At 62.2% G+C, this 16,799-nt stretch carries 10 protein-coding genes and 2 pseudogenes; 7 read left to right on the top strand and 5 right to left on the bottom strand.

The genetic code is table 11. From position 1 onward, the window contains the following. Position 1 precedes the first annotated feature (1 nt). Together ACYVOC_RS08585 and ACYVOC_RS08590 are read left to right on the top strand one after the other, a co-directional pair. Positions 2 to 1,855, top strand: coding sequence for an AMP-dependent synthetase/ligase (locus ACYVOC_RS08585; RefSeq protein ID WP_461161501.1), 1,854 nt, complete (start codon positions 2 to 4; stop codon positions 1,853 to 1,855). Positions 1,856 to 1,878: 23 nt separating this feature from the next. Further along, the gene (locus tag ACYVOC_RS08590) at positions 1,879 to 3,057 is read left to right on the top strand and encodes an ABC transporter substrate-binding protein (protein ID WP_116003406.1); all 1,179 of its coding nucleotides are present in this window, start codon (positions 1,879 to 1,881) and stop codon (positions 3,055 to 3,057) included. Between the two features lie 92 nt (positions 3,058 to 3,149). Here the strand turns inward: ACYVOC_RS08590 and ACYVOC_RS08595 are convergent, their stop codons facing one another. The 4 genes and pseudogenes from ACYVOC_RS08595 to ACYVOC_RS08610 all read right to left on the bottom strand — a co-directional run bounded on the left by ACYVOC_RS08595 (position 3,150) and on the right by ACYVOC_RS08610 (position 9,833). Next, positions 3,150 to 4,841: an AMP-binding protein gene (locus tag ACYVOC_RS08595; protein WP_116003405.1), complete on the bottom strand. Its 1,692-nt coding sequence runs from the start codon at positions 4,839 to 4,841 to the stop codon at positions 3,150 to 3,152. A gap of 386 nt (positions 4,842 to 5,227) precedes the next feature. Then, positions 5,228 to 6,000: pseudogene (locus tag ACYVOC_RS08600) on the bottom strand (transposase); the annotation flags it as partial. A 31-nt stretch (positions 6,001 to 6,031) separates the two neighbouring features. Next, positions 6,032 to 6,244 (bottom strand): hypothetical protein, encoded by a 213-nt coding sequence (locus ACYVOC_RS08605; RefSeq protein ID WP_461161502.1) that lies wholly within the window; start codon positions 6,242 to 6,244, stop codon positions 6,032 to 6,034. Between the two features lie 58 nt (positions 6,245 to 6,302). Beyond that, positions 6,303 to 9,833 carry an IPTL-CTERM sorting domain-containing protein gene (locus ACYVOC_RS08610; RefSeq protein ID WP_461161503.1) on the bottom strand — a complete coding sequence of 1,177 codons (3,531 nt, stop codon included), beginning with the start codon at positions 9,831 to 9,833 and terminating at the stop codon, positions 6,303 to 6,305. A 259-nt stretch (positions 9,834 to 10,092) separates the two neighbouring features. Here ACYVOC_RS08610 and ACYVOC_RS08615 point away from each other — a divergent pair. The 3 genes and pseudogenes from ACYVOC_RS08615 to ACYVOC_RS08625 form a co-directional block, all read left to right on the top strand. Then, positions 10,093 to 10,740: pseudogene (locus ACYVOC_RS08615) on the top strand (IS30 family transposase); the annotation flags it as partial. Between the two features lie 225 nt (positions 10,741 to 10,965). Continuing rightward, positions 10,966 to 11,577 carry a TRAP transporter small permease subunit gene (locus tag ACYVOC_RS08620; protein ID WP_116003404.1) on the top strand — a complete coding sequence of 204 codons (612 nt, stop codon included), beginning with the start codon at positions 10,966 to 10,968 and terminating at the stop codon, positions 11,575 to 11,577. Between the two features lie 16 nt (positions 11,578 to 11,593). Next, positions 11,594 to 13,396 carry a TRAP transporter large permease gene (locus ACYVOC_RS08625; protein ID WP_461161504.1) on the top strand — a complete coding sequence of 601 codons (1,803 nt, stop codon included), beginning with the start codon at positions 11,594 to 11,596 and terminating at the stop codon, positions 13,394 to 13,396. A gap of 175 nt (positions 13,397 to 13,571) precedes the next feature. Here ACYVOC_RS08625 and ACYVOC_RS08630 read toward each other — a convergent pair whose 3' ends face one another. Next, positions 13,572 to 14,828, bottom strand: coding sequence for a YihY family inner membrane protein (locus ACYVOC_RS08630; protein WP_116003402.1), 1,257 nt, complete (start codon positions 14,826 to 14,828; stop codon positions 13,572 to 13,574). 21 nt (positions 14,829 to 14,849) lie between these two features. On the opposite strand from ACYVOC_RS08630, the gene ACYVOC_RS08635 reads away from it, so the two are divergent. Both ACYVOC_RS08635 and ACYVOC_RS08640 read left to right on the top strand, forming a co-directional pair. Then, positions 14,850 to 15,269, top strand: a complete 420-nt coding sequence (locus tag ACYVOC_RS08635) for a DUF2069 domain-containing protein (protein WP_116003401.1) — start codon at positions 14,850 to 14,852, stop codon at positions 15,267 to 15,269. Between the two features lie 46 nt (positions 15,270 to 15,315). Continuing rightward, complete coding sequence (locus ACYVOC_RS08640) at positions 15,316 to 16,755, top strand: FAD-binding oxidoreductase (RefSeq protein ID WP_461161505.1); 1,440 nt, start codon at positions 15,316 to 15,318, stop codon at positions 16,753 to 16,755. The last annotated feature ends 44 nt before the right edge of the window (positions 16,756 to 16,799 follow it).

Here is a 16,799-nt window from a genome sequence, read left to right on the forward strand (position 1 = left end):
AATGAGCAATTTGTGGGATGTAAGCCATATCCAGCCTCGGCAAGATATCGTCGTGCCGGGCGAGACCATTTCCGCTGTGTTCTGGAACGCGGTGGCCCTGCGCGGCGATCAGATCTGGATGCGGCAGAAAAAACTGGGCATCTGGCGCAGCTGGACCTGGCAGGAAACCGGCGTGGCGGTGCGCGAAATTGCGGGTGGCCTGATGGCCCTGGGGTTTGAGCGTGGCCATACGGCCTCGATCCTCGCCAACACCGTGGTCGAATGGGTGCTGGCTGACGTGGCCGTACTCAGTTGCGGTGGTGTCTCCAACGGCATTTACCCCACCGATGCGGCTTCCCAGGTGCATTACCTGTGCGAGGACTCGGCGACGCGCGTATTGTTTGTGGAAGATGACGAGCAACTGGACAAGGCCTTGGAAGTGCGCGAGCGCCTGCCTTTGCTGCAGAAGGTGGTCGTGTTTGACATGAAGGGCCTGCGCGACCTGGATGACCCCGGCGTAATATCGCTCGACGCCCTGCGGGCCCTGGGCCGCGAATGGCTGGAGAAGCGCCCTGACGCTGTGCAGCAAAGTGCGGCCGACTGCCAACCCGACGACCTGGCCATTCTGGTCTACACGTCGGGCACCACAGGCAAGCCCAAGGGCGCCATGCACAGCCACCGCGGACTGGTCTACACCACGCGCGGCTTCAACACCCTGGTGGCGCAAGACGAGCGCGATGAACGCATGTGCTTCCTGCCCCTGTGCCACATTGCAGAGCGCATGGGGGGCGAGTACTTTGCGCTCTACACAGGCGCCAAGCTGAACTTTGTGGAGAACCCCGAAACCATTCCCGAAAACGTGCGCGAGATTGCGCCCACCGTTTTTACCGCCGTTCCCCGGGTTTGGGAAAAGTTCTATTCGGGCGTGATGATCACGCTCAAGGAGTCGAGTGCACTACAGCGTGCCGCCTACGCTTGGAGCATTGGTGTAGGCATGCGCATTGCCGAGAAGGTCATGGCCGGCGAAGCGGTGAACACCGGGCTGCGGCTGCGCTTCACGCTGGCGCGCTGGCTGGCCCTGAACAACACCCGTAAACTGATCGGCATCCACCGGGCGCGTTTTTGCGTCACCGGCGCGGCGCCGATCTCACCCGAGCTTGTCAAGTGGTACATGGCCCTGGGCGTTCCCATGCTGGAAGTGTGGGGCATGACGGAGACTTGCGGCGCCTCAACCGGCGTGCCGGCCACGCGCATGAAGCCTGGTTCCATCGGCCCGGCCGCCAGTTTCAATGAAGTGCGGCTCGACCCTGCCACAGGCGAGATTCTGGTGCGTGGCACCAACGTCTTCATGGGTTACCTGAACCTGCCCGAAAAAACAGCCGAAACCATTGATGCAGACGGCTGGCTGCACACCGGGGATGTGGGCGTGGTGGACGATGAAGGGTTCTTCCGCATCACCGACCGCATGAAGGACATCATCATCACGGCCGGTGGCAAGAACATCACGCCCAGTGAACTGGAGAACGAACTCAAGTTCTCGCCCTACATCACGGATGCTGTGGTCATCGGCGACAAGCGCCCATATCTCACGGTCATCGTCATGATCGACCAAGAGAACGTGGAGAAATTCGCCCAGGATGAGGACATACCCTTCAGTAATTACGCCAGTTTGACACGCGCCCCTGAAGTGCAAGAATTGATCCAGAACGAGATCAATCGGGTGAACCAGAAGTTTGCCCGCGTGGAGCAGATCAAGAAATTCTTCCTGCTCGACACCCAGCTCACGGCCGAAGATGAAGAACTCACTCCGACCATGAAGCTCAAGCGCAAGCTGGTAGAACAGAAGTACGCGGCACAGATCGATGCCATGTATTGACACAATTCAAAAGGAGACAGGACATGAAAATGACATCGACCGCAGCCTGGGCCGCGCTGGCATGCGCTGCCGCCATGAGCACGTCCGGGGTACAAGCCCAGGAAAGCCAGGGCGTGAGCAAAACCGAGATCACGCTGGGTTCCATCCAGGATCTGTCCGGTCCTCTGGCAGGCTTTGGCAAACAGTTGCGCAACGGCATGATGCTGCGCGTGAACGAAGTTAACGAGCAAGGCGGCGTCAACGGACGCAAGCTCAACCTGCTCGTGGAAGATTCAGGCTACGACCCCAAGAAAGCCGTTCTGGCGGCCCAAAAGCTGGTCAACCAGAACAAGATTTTCATGATGGTGGGCCACCTGGGCACGGCGCAAAACCTTGCCGCCATGCCCGTACAGTTTGAAAAGAACGTCATCAACTTCTTCCCGGTGACGGCTGCGCGGGAGATGTACGAGCCTTTCCACAAGCTCAAGTACGCTTTTGCTGCCACCTACTATGACCAGATGAAGGCTGCTACGCCGAAGCTGGTCAAGGAAAAGAAGGCCCAGAAGGTGTGCTCCATGTACCAGGACGACGAGTTCGGCCTGGAAGTACAGCGCGGCGCAGAAGACGGCCTCAAGGCCATCGGCATGACCATGGTCGAAAAAACCACGTTCAAACGCGGTGCCACCGACTTCTCTTCGCAAATGTCCAAGCTCAAGGCGGCCGAATGCGACATGGTGGTGCTGGGCACCATCATCCGCGAGACGATTGGCGGCATTGGTACAGCGCGCAAACTGGGTTTCAACCCGATCTTCCTGGGTTCCAGCGCAGCCTACACCGACCTGATCCACAAGTTGGGCGGCAAGGCCATGGATGGGCTCTACGCCACGATGACGGTGCAGAACCCCTATCTGGACGACGCATCGCAACCCATCCGTTTCTGGGCCACCAAATACAAGACGGCCTTCAACGAAGACCCTGCTGTGTTCTCGGTCTATGGCTATCTTGCGATCGACAGCTTCATCCGCGTCGCGCAGAAGGCGGGCACCAACCTGAGCACCGACAGCTTCATCAAGGCCATGGACACCATGGAAATCCCGCGCGACATCTTTGGCAGCGCAGTGCAGAAGTTCGGACCGCAAAAGCGCCTGGGCAGCAACCTCTCGCGCCTGTCGCAACTGCATGACGGCCGCTGGGTCATCGTGTCGAACTACATTACCGAATAAGTTCGCAAGTGTGCGCCCATGCTGGGCGCACCACAAAAAAACACCGCCCGGCTTGAACCGGGCGGTGTTTTTTTATGGACGCAAACAGCGATTTACTGGCCGTACCAGACCACCTTCTTGCCCGAGGTTTCCCAGCGCTCATAGTTGGCGGAATAAATGTCTTCGATACGGTTGCGCTTGACCTTGAAGGTGGGCGTAATGAGATCGTTGTCCACCGTCCAGGGCGTGGTCACCAGGACGATGCATTGCAGTTGCTCATGCGGGTCCAGCGTGGCATTGACACTCTTGAGGTGCGCTGTCAGCGAGGCCTCCAGCGCGGCTTTTCCCTGCGGCTGTTCTGCCTTGGCTACAGCATCGGCATTGAGCATCACGATTCCGAGTGGCTGGCCCAGGTTGGCACCCGTCACCACACACGCTTCGACCGACTCGTGCGTGCCGAGTTTGTCTTCAATGGGCGCGGGAGCCACATATTTGCCCTTGCCGGTCTTGAACAAATCCTTCACGCGGCCCGTGATGTGCAGGCAACCCTGGGCGTCGATGCGCCCCTTGTCGCCGGTGCGCAGCCAGCCATCAGCAGTGAAGGCGTCGCGGCTTTGTTCCGGTTCCTTGTAGTAACCCAGCATCAGGGCAGGGCTGCGCATCTGGATTTCCCCGGTCTGCGGATCGGTGCGGTGTTCCACACCGTCGTAGGCCGGGCCTACGCTGCCTTGCTGGTTTTTGCCCGGCACGGTAATGTGCGAGACGGCCAGATTTTCCGTCATGCCATAGCCTTCATTGATATCCAGGCCCAGCTTGCTGTACCACTGCAGCAGGGACAAAGGCATGGGCGCCGCGCCCCCTGCTGCAATACGGCAATGGTTCAATCCCAGGGCTTTTTTCACCTTGCTGCGCACCAGGCCGCCAATCAGTGGGATGGACAGCAGGCGGTTGAGCTTTGCCGGTGGCATCTTGTGGTGAATGCCCTGCTGGAATTTGACCCACAGGCGCGGCACCGAGAAGAAAATCGTGGGCTGGGCTCGCTGCAAGTCCAATGCAAACGTCTCCAGCGTTTCCGCAAAAAACAGCTGCATGCCCGTGCGCAGCCAGCCATGCTCCACCAGCACACGTTCAACCACGTGCGCCAGCGGCAGGTAGGACAGCATGCGGTCTTCCTGGCCCATGGGAATGCGCTTGATCCCCGAGCCCAGTGCCCAGGCGAAATTGCCGAAACTGTGCATCACCCCCTTGGGCTTGCCCGTGGTGCCCGAGGTGTAGATCAGCGTAGCCAACTCGTCCGCACCGCGTACCGGCGCGCCCTGCAGTGGCGGGGTGCGTGCGCAGATGGCATCCCAGCCTTCGTAGTTCTTGCGTGCATCTTCAGGCGACAAAGCGTAGCTGATGCAGGGCATGCCTTCGGGAACACCCGGCTTCATGCCTTCCCAGCCATCGAGCTTGCCAATGAAACACGCCTTGGCTTCGCTGTGCGTGAGAATCTGGTTCACCGTGTCGTGTGCGAGTGTGGGATACAGCGGCACCGACACATACCCCGCCATCCAGATCGCCAGGTCGCTCATCAGCCACCAGGCACAGTTTTTGGACAGAATGGCCACCCGCGACCCGGGCTCCCAGCCTTGGGACTGCAGGTGTGCGGCCATGCGGCGCACCTGGTCGGCCAGCTGACCCCAGGTGAAATCCTGAACCACGCCCTGGCCCATGGGCTGGGTCAACGTCACGCGGTTGGGTGCTGCCTGCTCCCAATGGTAAAGGCGCTGCAATGCCAGCGTATCGGGTGCTACAGAGCTCATGAGTGCGTATCTCCTATCATATGGGTTACAGGCGGGTCTGCGCCCACCCCGGGGCAGTATAGGAGTGCTTGGGCGCCGAAAACCTTCCTTATCCGCCCCCCGTGCTAGCGATTTACCCACCCCCGCCAAGGGGGCCACAGGACATGAAACAAGGCGTTTTACACGGCGGCCTCAAATCTGAAGTGCAACACCTATCAGAATTGAGGCATCCATGAGCAAAAAAACCTACGAGCAGATCAAAGGATGCCCTGAATAACTCGGATCCGTGAGTGCTACAGAGCCGATGTTCTTCAGATGGTGCAATTGCCGCTGGTCCAAAGATGGATGTCGGTCTGCTGCACACGCAGCCCTCCCCACAGTGCTTGCGAAATCACTGCTTCGATCCCTCACCAATTGATGCGCTGGCCCACCTCGTAATCCGGTGCCGGTTGTGCCGCCAGATCCCAGTCGGGCCCAATGTGCACCCCCCTCATCCGTCTGCGCATCGCAGTCATCCCACAACGGTGGCCCGCGCGCCGGGGATATGTGTGGTGGCTCCGAGTCCACCCCGATGTGATCAAGGATCTTTCTGATCTGCGTGCCCTCGGTGAAAAAGGCGATCAGGCGCATCTGACCACCGCACATTGGGCGCAGCAGCGGGAACACTTCGTAGATGCGGGCGATCAACACCGCCCACAGATAATGCGCCTTCGACCGTTTGGGTGTCGCAGGCTCGGGCGTGGGTGGGATAGCCCAGCGGTGTCACTCCAGTTGCTCCCTCGCCCGTGGTGGCTGGCTCGGTCTGCACCAAGACTTGCTTGGCCGGTTGTACCGGTGCAGCCAGCGCCGTCACCGTAGCCCTGAGCGGCGAGTTCGGGGCCAGTACACCAAAATAGCGATGCCGGTGCGTTCGCGGTGGTGACACCAGGGCGGCAATACGGGCTATCAGTTCCAGTGGTGTGAGGTGCAGCTCGTCGACCTTGGCGCCACGCTTGCCCGAGCGAGGCTCGCTGTGTTGTTTCGCGCAGCGGTACACCAACTCAGCACCTTCTTTGCGCAGCCGCTCCATGGCAAAGGGCGGGCGGGCGCAGTAGCGCAGCAGCCGCTCCAGGGCGGCACGGTCGTGTGCTTCGATGCACACGCCAGCGTCCACCGAGAAGCCGCTGTGCTGGTAGCCCAGACCAGGGCGCCTACGCAGTAGCGTTCTCTATTCACCGCAACGCCAGCACTACACGCGCACTGTGCACCGCCGCACGGTGCGTGCGGGCGATGCCGCTGTCGGCCCGTCGTGCCCCGTGGTCGCTGAGCACTGGCTGCTGCACGGGGCGGGCCATGCCTGGGCGGGCGGCAACGCCCAGGGCAGCCACACCGACCCGCGCGGGGCGAATGCCACGGGCGAGATGCTGCGGTTCTTCCTGCAGCACCCGCGCGCCACGGCCAGTAGCGCGGGGCGGGCCGGTGCTGGCCGCCTCACAGCCAGTCTTACAACACGGTGCGCCTACGCAAATGGCCCATGCCCATGATCCCCGTGAAGATCACCAATGCCATCAGGCCCCACTCGCTGAGCGTGGGAATCGACGTCGCGCTGGGCGGGCCTGCTGGCAACAGCACCGGGGCAAACGGATCGGTAATCGCGCCCAGCGCTGGGTTGTTGTCGCCCACGCCGTTGTCCGTGACGCTGAACACCACCGAATCACCCACGACCATGCCGTGCGGGAACCAGCCGGGCGCCGCGCCCGAGCTTGCCGGGCCGTACTTGTGGGGCTGCAAGCCACCCAAGCTGCCCGCGGGGTAATCAATGCGCACCGACAAGGTGGCGTTGGCGCACCCTGCAGCGGTAAAGCTGAAGACACCCAGGGGGAAGCTTGCGCCCGCAGGCGCGCCTGGGGGTAAGGTCGTGCCAATCTGCGCTCCAGATATGGTGCACCCCGGGGGGGCGCCCACTTGTACGGTTGCATTGCCGCCGCCTGGCAAGGTCACGCCGGGCTGGGCCCACACCTGTGGAGTCGCGCTGACCGAGCCCGAAGCACTGCCGGTGCCACCAGCATTGATGGCCCTCACAGTGAACGTGTGCACCGCTCCGTTCGCCAAGCCCGCGATGGTGCATGTGAGGGCGCCGGTGGTGGTGCAGCTGCCAGAAGGCGTGCCTGCGACGGTATAGCCCGTGATGGCACCGCCGCCGTCGCTGGCAGGGGCCGCCCACGACAGGGCCACTGCGCTATCGCCCGCCAGGGCTGTCAAACCTGTTGGGGCGCCAGGAACACCTGGTTGCGGCGTGGCCGAGGCAGGAGCTGATGCCGGGCTGGGCCCCGCGGTGTTGGTGGCAGTCACCGTAAACGTGTGCGCCACACCGTTGGTCAGCCCCGAGACCGTGCAGGTGAGTGCACCCGTGGTGGTGCAGCTGCCCGAAGGCGTGCCTGTAACGGTGTAGCCGGTGATGGCACTGCCGCCATCGTCAGCGGGGGCGGTCCACGAAAGGGTGACAGCGCTGTTACCCGCTGTGGCCGCAAGGCCCGTGGGGGCGCCGGGAGCGCTGGCCAGGAAGAGCTGGCGCACCGAGTGGACCAAGGAGCCTGAACCGTTGAAATACCCTCCTGCGGTAACTCCCTGTGCCCGAACCCACACGGGAGTAGCAGCGGGCAGTGTCAGGCCGTCAAGAGCCCAGCCGCCTGCGATGCGGGTACCGGAGCCCAAGTCGGTCCAGGCGCCCTCGGAAGCATCCTCTGTGGTGGCCAGAGCAAAGCGCACCTGGCTGACCTCAGGCCCCGTGCCACTGCGCATCCAGCGCAGGCCGGTGCCGCCGGTGGTGGCCAGCAGGGACTGCAATGCTGCTTCGGGCTGGCTCAGGCGGGCGATGCGGTTGCGCGGTTGCCCGCCAATACTGGTGAAAGCACCTCCCACCAGCACCTTGCCATCCGGCTGCACCGCCAGGCTGTATACAAAGTTATTGGCACCTGGGTTGAAGCTGCCATCCAGTGAACCATCGGCGTTGAGTCGTCCAATATGGTTGCGCGGCTGTCCAGCCAAGGTGGTAAAAAAGCCTCCGACCAACACCTTGCCATCGGGCTGCACCAGCAGGCTGAAGACCGCGTCATTGGCACCCGGGTCAAAGTTGGCATCGAGCGAGCCATCGGCGTTGAGCCGAGCAATCTGGCTGCGCGGTTGCCCGCCCACGGAGTTGATATAGCCCCCCAGCAGCACCTTGCCATCCGGCTGCAGGGCCAAGCTGTAGACATCGGTATTGGCATCTGGATCAAAGCTGGCATCCAGCGACCCATCGGCGTTGAGCCGACCAATACGGTTGCGCGCCTGACCGCCCAGGATATTGAAAATGCCCCCCACCAGCACCTTGCCATCCGGCTGCAACGCCAGGCTGAAGACCGGGTTATTGGCACCCGGGTCAAAACTGGCATCCAACGAACCATCGGCGTTCAATCGGGCAATGTAGCTACGCGCCTGACCGCCCAAGTTGTTGAAATCGCCCACCACCAGCACCTTGCCATCCGGCTGTACCGCCATGCCGCGAACATTTCCGTCGGCTCCCGGATTGAAGGATGCATCCAGCGAGCCATCGGCGTTGAGCCTGCCAATGCGGTTGCGCGCCTGGCCGCCCAGAGTAGTGAAAGTACCCCCCGCCAATACCTTTCCATCGGGCTGTACCGCGAGGGTGAGAACCGGACTATTGGCATTCGGGTTGAAGCTGGCGTCCGGCGAGCCATCGGGCTGGAGCCGGGCTATGCGGTTGCGCACCTGCCCTCCCAGGGAGGTGAAGGACCCCGCTACCAGCACCTTGCCGTCGGGCTGCGCCACCACGCTGTAGACAAGGTTGTTGGCCCCGGGGTTCAAGGAGGTGTCCAGCGAACCATCGGTCTCCAGGCGGGCGATGCGATTGCGTACTTGTCCACCCAGCGTGGTGAACTCACCCGCCACCAGCACCTTGCCATCTGGCTGCACTGCCAAGCTGAACACACTAGTGCTGTCTGCCCCTGGGTTAAAGCCTGAATCCAGCGTGCCATCGGCATTCAACCGGGCAATGTTGTTTCGCGGCTGTCCGCCCAAGGTGCTGAAACGTCCCGCGACCACCACTTTGCCATCCGGCTGCACGGCCAGGCTGAGGACATCGTTATCACCTTCCAGATTCACGAAAGCGGAATCCAGGGTGCCATCAGCGTGAAGCCGGACGATATTCCTGCGCAGTTGTCCGGCCATCGAATTGAACGTACCCCCCACCAGCACCTTGCCATCGGCCTGGACGGCCAGGGAGCGCACTACATCGTCGGGATCCGGGTTGAAGGCCATGTCCAGCGTGCCATCAGCGTTCAGCCGTGCGATGTAGCGTCGTGTTTCCCCGCCCAGGGTGCTAAAGAACCCCCCGGCCACCACCTTGCCATCCGGCTGTACAACCAAGCTGTAGACAGAGTCTCCGGCCCCGGGGTTGAAACCCGCATCCAGCGTGCCGTCAGTGTTGAGACGTGCAATGAAGTTGCGCGCTTGCCCACCCATGAGGTTGAAATCTCCGCCCACTACCACCTTGCCATCGGGCTGCAGTGCGAGGCTTTGGACTGGACGGTCAGCCCCCGCCGCGGGATAGAAGCCAGCGTCCAGCGTGCCATCGGCATTAAGCCTAGCAATGTTGTTGCGGGGTTGCCCGCCTATGGTTGTGAAATTGCCCCCCACGAGAATCTTGCCATCGGGCTGCACGGCCAGGCTATTGACCGCGCCATCGGCATCGGGGTTGAAGGCCGCGTCCAGCGTGCCATCGGCGTTGAGCCGGGCAATACGATTGCGTGCTTGCCCGCCCAGGGTGGTGAAGCCCCCTCCCACCACCACTTTGCCGTCGGGCTGCACCACCACACTTGTGACCACATCGTTGGCGCTGGGGTCAAAGCCATCCAGCGCACTTTGAGCTGCAGCACGTTGAGGTACAAGACTCAGCAACAGTGCCACTGCCATCCACACGGCAAACAATCGCCACCATGTCACTGGGCAACGCACCAGCGGTGCGTCTTCCACGGTGGTGGAGGGTAGAACCCCGTATCCAACGCGTAAAGAGGTTGGAGCTTGGTGCATGTCCGGGTGCCCTGGTTGGTGGGGAACGGTTGTGAAGAACTGATCCCTGCGGGATGTGATCCGCCAAGGCGACGCAGCGGTATGCAACAGACTGTAAAGCAAATCGCAAAACTCCGTTGCCCGAGCCATACATTAGTCTTACTGTGTCATAAAAGTAGCTTTTCACTCACACTGATGCCGTCGCAGCAAGGGCACAGTCCAGCCCCGGGGCGAGCTCAAAAAGGAACTGGTGTCCTGTCTGCGCATGGTCCACGCCAAGCGTTGGCCCCGCTCCAAGGGCAAAGACCGGCGTGGGCAGATCCAGGACTTGCTGAGCATCCATGTGCGCCCACCAGAAATTGAGGACCGCCAGCTTCCAGGCCACTGGGAGGGCGACCTCATCAAGGGGGCCAACAATGCCAGCGCCATTGGTACCCTGGTGGAGCGCACCACAAGGCTGGTGGTACTGGTCAAGCTGCCTCATCCCAACCCGGCGACGGCGGCGCACGCACTGCAAGCCTTCAGCGACAAGCTCAATGGCATTGCCGCTCCCATGCGCAAGAGCCTGACCTACGACCGTGGACGAGAGATGGCCGAGCACGCCAGGCTCACCGAGAACACGGGCATGAAGGTGTACTTCTGCGATCCCTACAGCCCGTGGCAGCGCGGCAGTAACGAGAACACCAATGGGCTGCTGCGCCAGTACTTCCCCAAGGGTACCGATCTGAGCGGCTACACCCAGGAGCAGCTCGATGCCGTGGCCGATGAGCTCAATGGGCGTCCCAGGATGACCCTGGGCTACTGCACTCCCCTGGAGGTCTATGCGCAGCACTTGCAACGGCTGAACCTCCAGGCTGATTCAGTGCATTGAACAAATGTTGCACTTGGACTTGAATCCACCCTGGTGATAACCCTTATAGCTACAAAATCAATAGCACAGAATCAAGTCATTGCTGCGGGATAACACCGTCACGCTGCCGTCAGACTCCTATTAGAGTGCTCCGTAGAATCGCGCCGTTGCAAAAAATTGCCGGACCCCTTGCCATACCTACGGCAAATCTGCAGCGCGACGCGCCCACATTTGATTGGAGACACCATGCAGGCATTACTGAAACTATCCAGAGGAATCGACTGGCTCAGTACCCAGATCGGCAAATACGTCATCTGGCTCATCCTGGCCTCGACGCTTATCAGCGGTCTGAACGCCCTCTCTCGCAAGCTGTTCAATCTCAGCTCCAATGCTTTTCTGGAAGTGCAGTGGTACCTGTTCGCCGCTTCCTTCCTGATTGCAGCCGGCTACACCCTGCTGCAGGGCGAGCACGTGAAGGTGGACGTGATCACCAGCCGGTTCTCCAAGCGCACCCAGATCTGGATCGACGTCGTGGGCTTTACGACCTTTCTGACGCCCATGTGCCTGGCCATCCTGTGGTACGGCATCCCTTTCTTTGTGCGTGGTTTCGAATCGGGCGAGATGTCGAACAACGCCGGAGGGCTGATCCGCTGGCCGGTGTACGCCATGATGCCGCTCGGCTTTGCACTGCTGCTGCTGCAAGGCTGGTCTGAACTGATCAAACGCATCGCTTTTCTCATGGGTCTGATCGAAGACCCGACCTTAAAGAAGGGCGACGAAAAAACCGCAGAACAAGAGCTTGCTGAATCCATCCGTCGCCTGGCCGAAGCGGCCAAGAGCAACGGCAAGGCCATCTGAACGCAGAGCACACACCATGGAATTCTTCACCACCAACCTCGCCCCGATCATGTTCGGGGGGCTGATCCTGTTTCTGCTCATGGGCTTTCCGGTGGCTTTCAGCCTCGGCGCCTGCGGTCTGTTCTTCGCATTCATCGGTATCGAGCTGGGCGTCCTGCCCGAAGCCCTGCTGCAGGCCCTGCCCTTGCGCATTTTCGGCATCATGCAGAACGACACTCTGCTGGCCATTCCCTTCTTCACCCTGATGGGGCTGATACTGGAACGCAGTGGCATGGCCGAGGATTTGCTGGAGACCATTGGCCAGCTCTTCGGCCCCATACGCGGCGGACTGGCACTGGCCGTGATCTTCGTGGGCACGCTGCTTGCTGCCACCACGGGCGTGGTCGCTGCCTCGGTCATTTCCATGGGCCTGATCTCATTGCCCATCATGCTGCGCTACGGCTATGACCGGCGCCTGGCCGCCGGCGTGATTGCGGCCTCGGGAACGCTGGCACAGATCATTCCTCCCTCGCTGGTACTCATCATCCTGGCCGACCAGCTGGGCCGCAGCGTGGGCGACATGTACAAGGGCGCCTTCATACCCGGCCTGATGCTGTGCGGCTTCTATGCCATCTACGTGATCTTGGTGGCCATCTTCAAGCCCCAATGGGTACCTGCCTTGCCACCTGAGGCGCGCACCCTGCGTGAAGACAGCGGCAAGAGCGGCATCACCTCGCTGCTGATCCTGACAACCATCTGCACCGCCGCATCCATCTACGTTGCCAAGAACATGCCTGCGCTGCACAGCTGGTGGTCGGGCGAGGTGGTGGAGAAGGTGGCACTGGACGAAACCATTGTCGTATCCATGTGCTTTGGCGTGATCCTGGCTTTCATGGCCGCCAGTATCAACAAAATCACCCGCATGGGGCTGCTCTCGCGCATGGCCGAGCGCGTCACGTTTGTGCTGATTCCACCGTTGCTGCTGATTTTCCTGGTGCTGGGAACCATTTTTCTGGGCATCGCCACACCGACAGAAGGCGGTGCCATGGGTGCACTGGGTGCCTTTGTCATGGCCATGGCACGCAAACGCCTGTCGATGAGTTTGCTCCGCCAGGCACTCACCACCACCACCAAGCTCTCGTGCTTCGTGTTGTTCATTCTGCTGGGGGCCACGGTCTTTGGCCTGACCTTCCAGGGCGTGGATGGCCCGCGCTGGGTGGAGCACCTGTTGTCGGGCCTGCCTGGGGGGCAGTTGGGCTTCCTGATCGTGGTGAACGTCATGGTCTTCTTCCTGGCTTTCTTCCTGGACTTCTTCGAGCTGTCGTTCATCGTCGTGCCGCTGCTGGCCCCCGTGGCAGAGAAGCTGGGCATTGACCTGATCTGGTTCGGCGTTCTGCTGGGCATCAACATGCAGACCTCGTTCATGCACCCGCCCTTTGGCTTTGCGCTGTTCTATCTGCGCAGCGTGGCCCCCACGGTGGAATACCTGGACAAGGTCACAAAGAAAATGGTCAAGCCCATTACGACCCTGCAGATCTATTGGGGCGCCGTACCGTTCGTGCTCATCCAGATCGTCATGGTGAGCCTGGTCATCATCTTCCCTGGCATCGTCTCCAGCGGGTTGGACAAAAAGGTGGTCTACGACCTGGACAAGGTGCGCCTGGAGATGGAGGCCTCGATGCCCGATCCAGGCGGCTTCAATACGCCCGACCCGGCCAGCGGAATGGAGGGTGCTGCTCCAGCGCCAGACGCCGCCTCGGACGCCGAACCGGCCTCCGGCAACGATGACCCCCTCAAGGCCATGCAGGATTCGCTGGCCGAAGAGCCCAAGCAGAAGTAAGCCTGCGGGGCCTCTGGCTCCATCCCCAAAAGCCCCTGCACCTTCCTAAGGTGCGGGGGCTTTTTGCATGGCGCTCGTGGCCCTGGCACATCGATACAGATCGGCGGGCTTCACATGGATTAAAAATTCAAAATTGATAGCTGCTACCGCAATATCCATAAGCGCCAGAGGCTATTTAGACCGCAATTTTCTGCAATACATCGGCCAGCATCAATTTCTCCAGCCCCGCCCGCTCCCACAGTGGCTGCAGGCTGGGTGAGCGCTCGACCAGCAAGCGCGCCAGCAGCGGCGCCAGTGGCGTGGTCTGCGGGTTGGCCAGCAGCACATAGCGGGGCTCGGCCTGGTGGGGAGAAGCGGCATCCACCTCTTCCAGGCGCCCCACCCAGTCCAGCCCAGTGAGCACATCCAGGGCGGGTTCCAGTTGCAGCGCTTGCACGCGCATGCGCTGTGCCAGTTCATCGGTGCGCAGGCCGCGCGCGCTGCCCTGGTGTGCGGCGTGCAGTTGCTGAACCACCTCCACCGCCAGTTCGAAACTCCAGCCCTGGTGGCCCGAGCGGCGGGCTACACCAGCGAGCAGACTGGGCAAGTAGGCTGCCACCACAGCACCGAGCAGGACGATGACCCAGGCCACATAGATCCAGATCAGCAAAATGGGCAGCGTGGCAAAGGTGCCGTAGACCGCCGAATAAGTGGGCACCTTGGCCAGGTACAGGGCCAGGCCTTTCTTGGCCAGCTCCATGCACACCGCCACAAAGATGCCGCCCGCCCAAGCGTGGCGCCAGCGCACCTGGGTATTGGGCACGTAGCGATACAAACCGGCCATGCCCGCGGCCAGCACCAGAAACTCCATCGAATCGAGCAGCAGGCGCAGCATCCCGGGCAGCGTTTCCACCAGGCCACGCGATTCCGACAGCGCATACGACGTCAGCGCCAGGCTGGCCCCGAGCAGCAGCGGCCCCAGGGTCATGGCGGCCCAGTAGATCAGCACCCGCTGGGCCAGCGGGCGCAGACGGCGCACGCGCCAGATGTTGTTGAGCGTGCGGTCAATCGTGAGGATCAGCGCCAGCGCCGTGGCCAGCAGCACGCTAAAGCCCAGCAGGCCCAGGCGGCTGGCCTTGGTCGAAAACTGCGTGAGGTAGCCCAGCACCTGGCGCGCAATACTCTCGGGGATCAGACTATCGAGCAGCCAGCGCTGCAACACATCCTGCAGCTTGCCAAACATGGGAAAGGCCGTGAACACCGCCAGCACCACGGTAAAAAAAGGCACCAGGGCCAAAATGGTGGTGAATGTCAGGCTGCTGGCTGTCAAGCCGAGGCGGTCTTCGCGAAAGCGCTCGCGCAGGGTGAGTGCGGTGTTCGCCCAAGGAAAATGCGAAAGATCAGCGGGCAATGACTCCAGGCGCTGCACCACGGTCTGTAGGGAAAAGGGCATGCTCGCTATGATGCCATCGCCATGAACCCAGTCGAACCCCCGCTTGCCCGCCCCACCACGACCCACCCGCTGGTACACGACGCCCGCCGCGTCGCCGTCGCCAGCCTGCTGGCCTTGATAGCGCTGTGCCTGGCTTGGGAACTGTTCCTGGCGCCGCTGCGCCCCGGTGGCTCGTGGCTGGCGCTCAAAGCCTTGCCGCTGTGCATTCCTCTGGCGGGTTTTTTGAAGAACCGCATGTATACCTACCGCTGGGTCAGCCTGCTGGTGTGGCTGTATTTCACCGAAGGCGTCGTGCGTGCCTGGAGCGACCGCCCTCCAGGGCAATGGCTGGCGTTGCTCGAAGTTGTGCTGTGCCTGGTACTTTTTACCGCCTGCACGGCGCACATCCGCCTGCGCCTGCGCAGCGCCCCGGCGCCAGAGCCCGCTCCCACCGCCCCCTGATCCGGGCCACTGCCGTGCGCAGCCGCCCCACTGGAGAACCTGCCCCATGCAATACCTGATTGAAACCTTGCGCCTTGCCGTCGGTGAAGCCCATGTACTGACGGAGGGAGACCTCAGCGCCTGGGAGCAAGACTGGCGCCGCCGCGTGCACGGCAAGGCCCTTGCCGTGGTGCGCCCCGCCAATACGCAAGAAGTGGCCGCCGTGGTCAAGGCCTGCGCTGCAGCCGGGGTGCCCATCGTGCCGCAGGGCGGCAACACGGGCCTGTCGGTGGGCTCCACCCCCGACACCTCGGGCCGCGAAGTGGTGCTCAGCCTCACCCGCATGAACGCGGTGCGCGCCCTGGACAAGGACAACCTCACGCTGACCGTGGAGGCTGGCTGCATTTTGCAGAACGTGCAGGATGCCGCCGAGCAGGCAGGCCTGTTGTTTCCGCTCTCGCTCGCCGCCGAAGGCAGTTGCACCATCGGCGGCAACCTGGGCACCAACGCCGGTGGCACCCAGGTGGTGCGCTATGGCAACACGCGCGACCTGTGCCTGGGCCTGGAAGTGGTCACGCCCCAGGGCGAGGTGTGGGACGGCCTGCGCGGCCTGCGCAAGGACAACACCGGCTACGACCTGCGCGACCTGTTCATTGGCAGCGAAGGCACGCTGGGCATCATCACCGCTGCCACGCTCAAGCTCTATCCCCGGCCCGCCGCCCAGCTCACCGCCTGGGCCGCGGTCGCCACGATGGAGCAGGCCGTACAACTTTTGGCACTGGCACACCAGTACCTGGGCGCAGGGCTGACGGGCTTTGAGGTGATGGGCCGCTTTGCGCTGCAACTGGTGGACAAGCACATGCCCCAGCTGCGCGTGCCCTTTATCGACCAGGAAGAAGCGCAGTGGGGCGTGCTGCTGGAGAACTCCGACAGCGAATCGGAAGAACACGCCCGCACCCGCTTTGAATCCCTGCTGGAGACCGCCTTCGAGGCCGGCTGCGTGCAGGACGCCGTCGTGGCCGAGAACATCGCGCAGGCGCACCAGCTCTGGCATATCCGCGAAAGCATCCCGCTGGCCCAGGCCGAGGAAGGCCTGAACATCAAGCACGACATCTCCGTGCCTATCTCGCGCATCCCGGCCTTCGTGGAGCATGCCGACGCGCTGCTCACGCGCGAGATCCCGGGCGTGCGCCTGGTCAACTTCGGCCACCTGGGCGACGGCAACCTGCACTACAACGTGCAGGCGCCCGCGGGCAGCGACGCCAAGGCCTTCCTGCGCGACCAGGAGGACCAGGTCAACCACCTCGTGTACGAAGCCGTGGCCGCCTTCGGTGGATCGTTTTCGGCCGAGCATGGCGTGGGCGCGCTCAAGACCGACAAGCTCGCGCGCTACCAGTCGCCCGTGGCGCTGACCATGATGCGCGCCATCAAGCAGGCGCTGGACCCGCAGAACACCATGAACCCGGGTCGGGTGCTGGGCAACCAGGCCGCACCACCACAACCTTGAATGCTCTGTTTTTTATAGCTACCAGCGCTTACCCAGTAAGCGCC

The organism is Simplicispira piscis, from assembly GCF_054783455.1.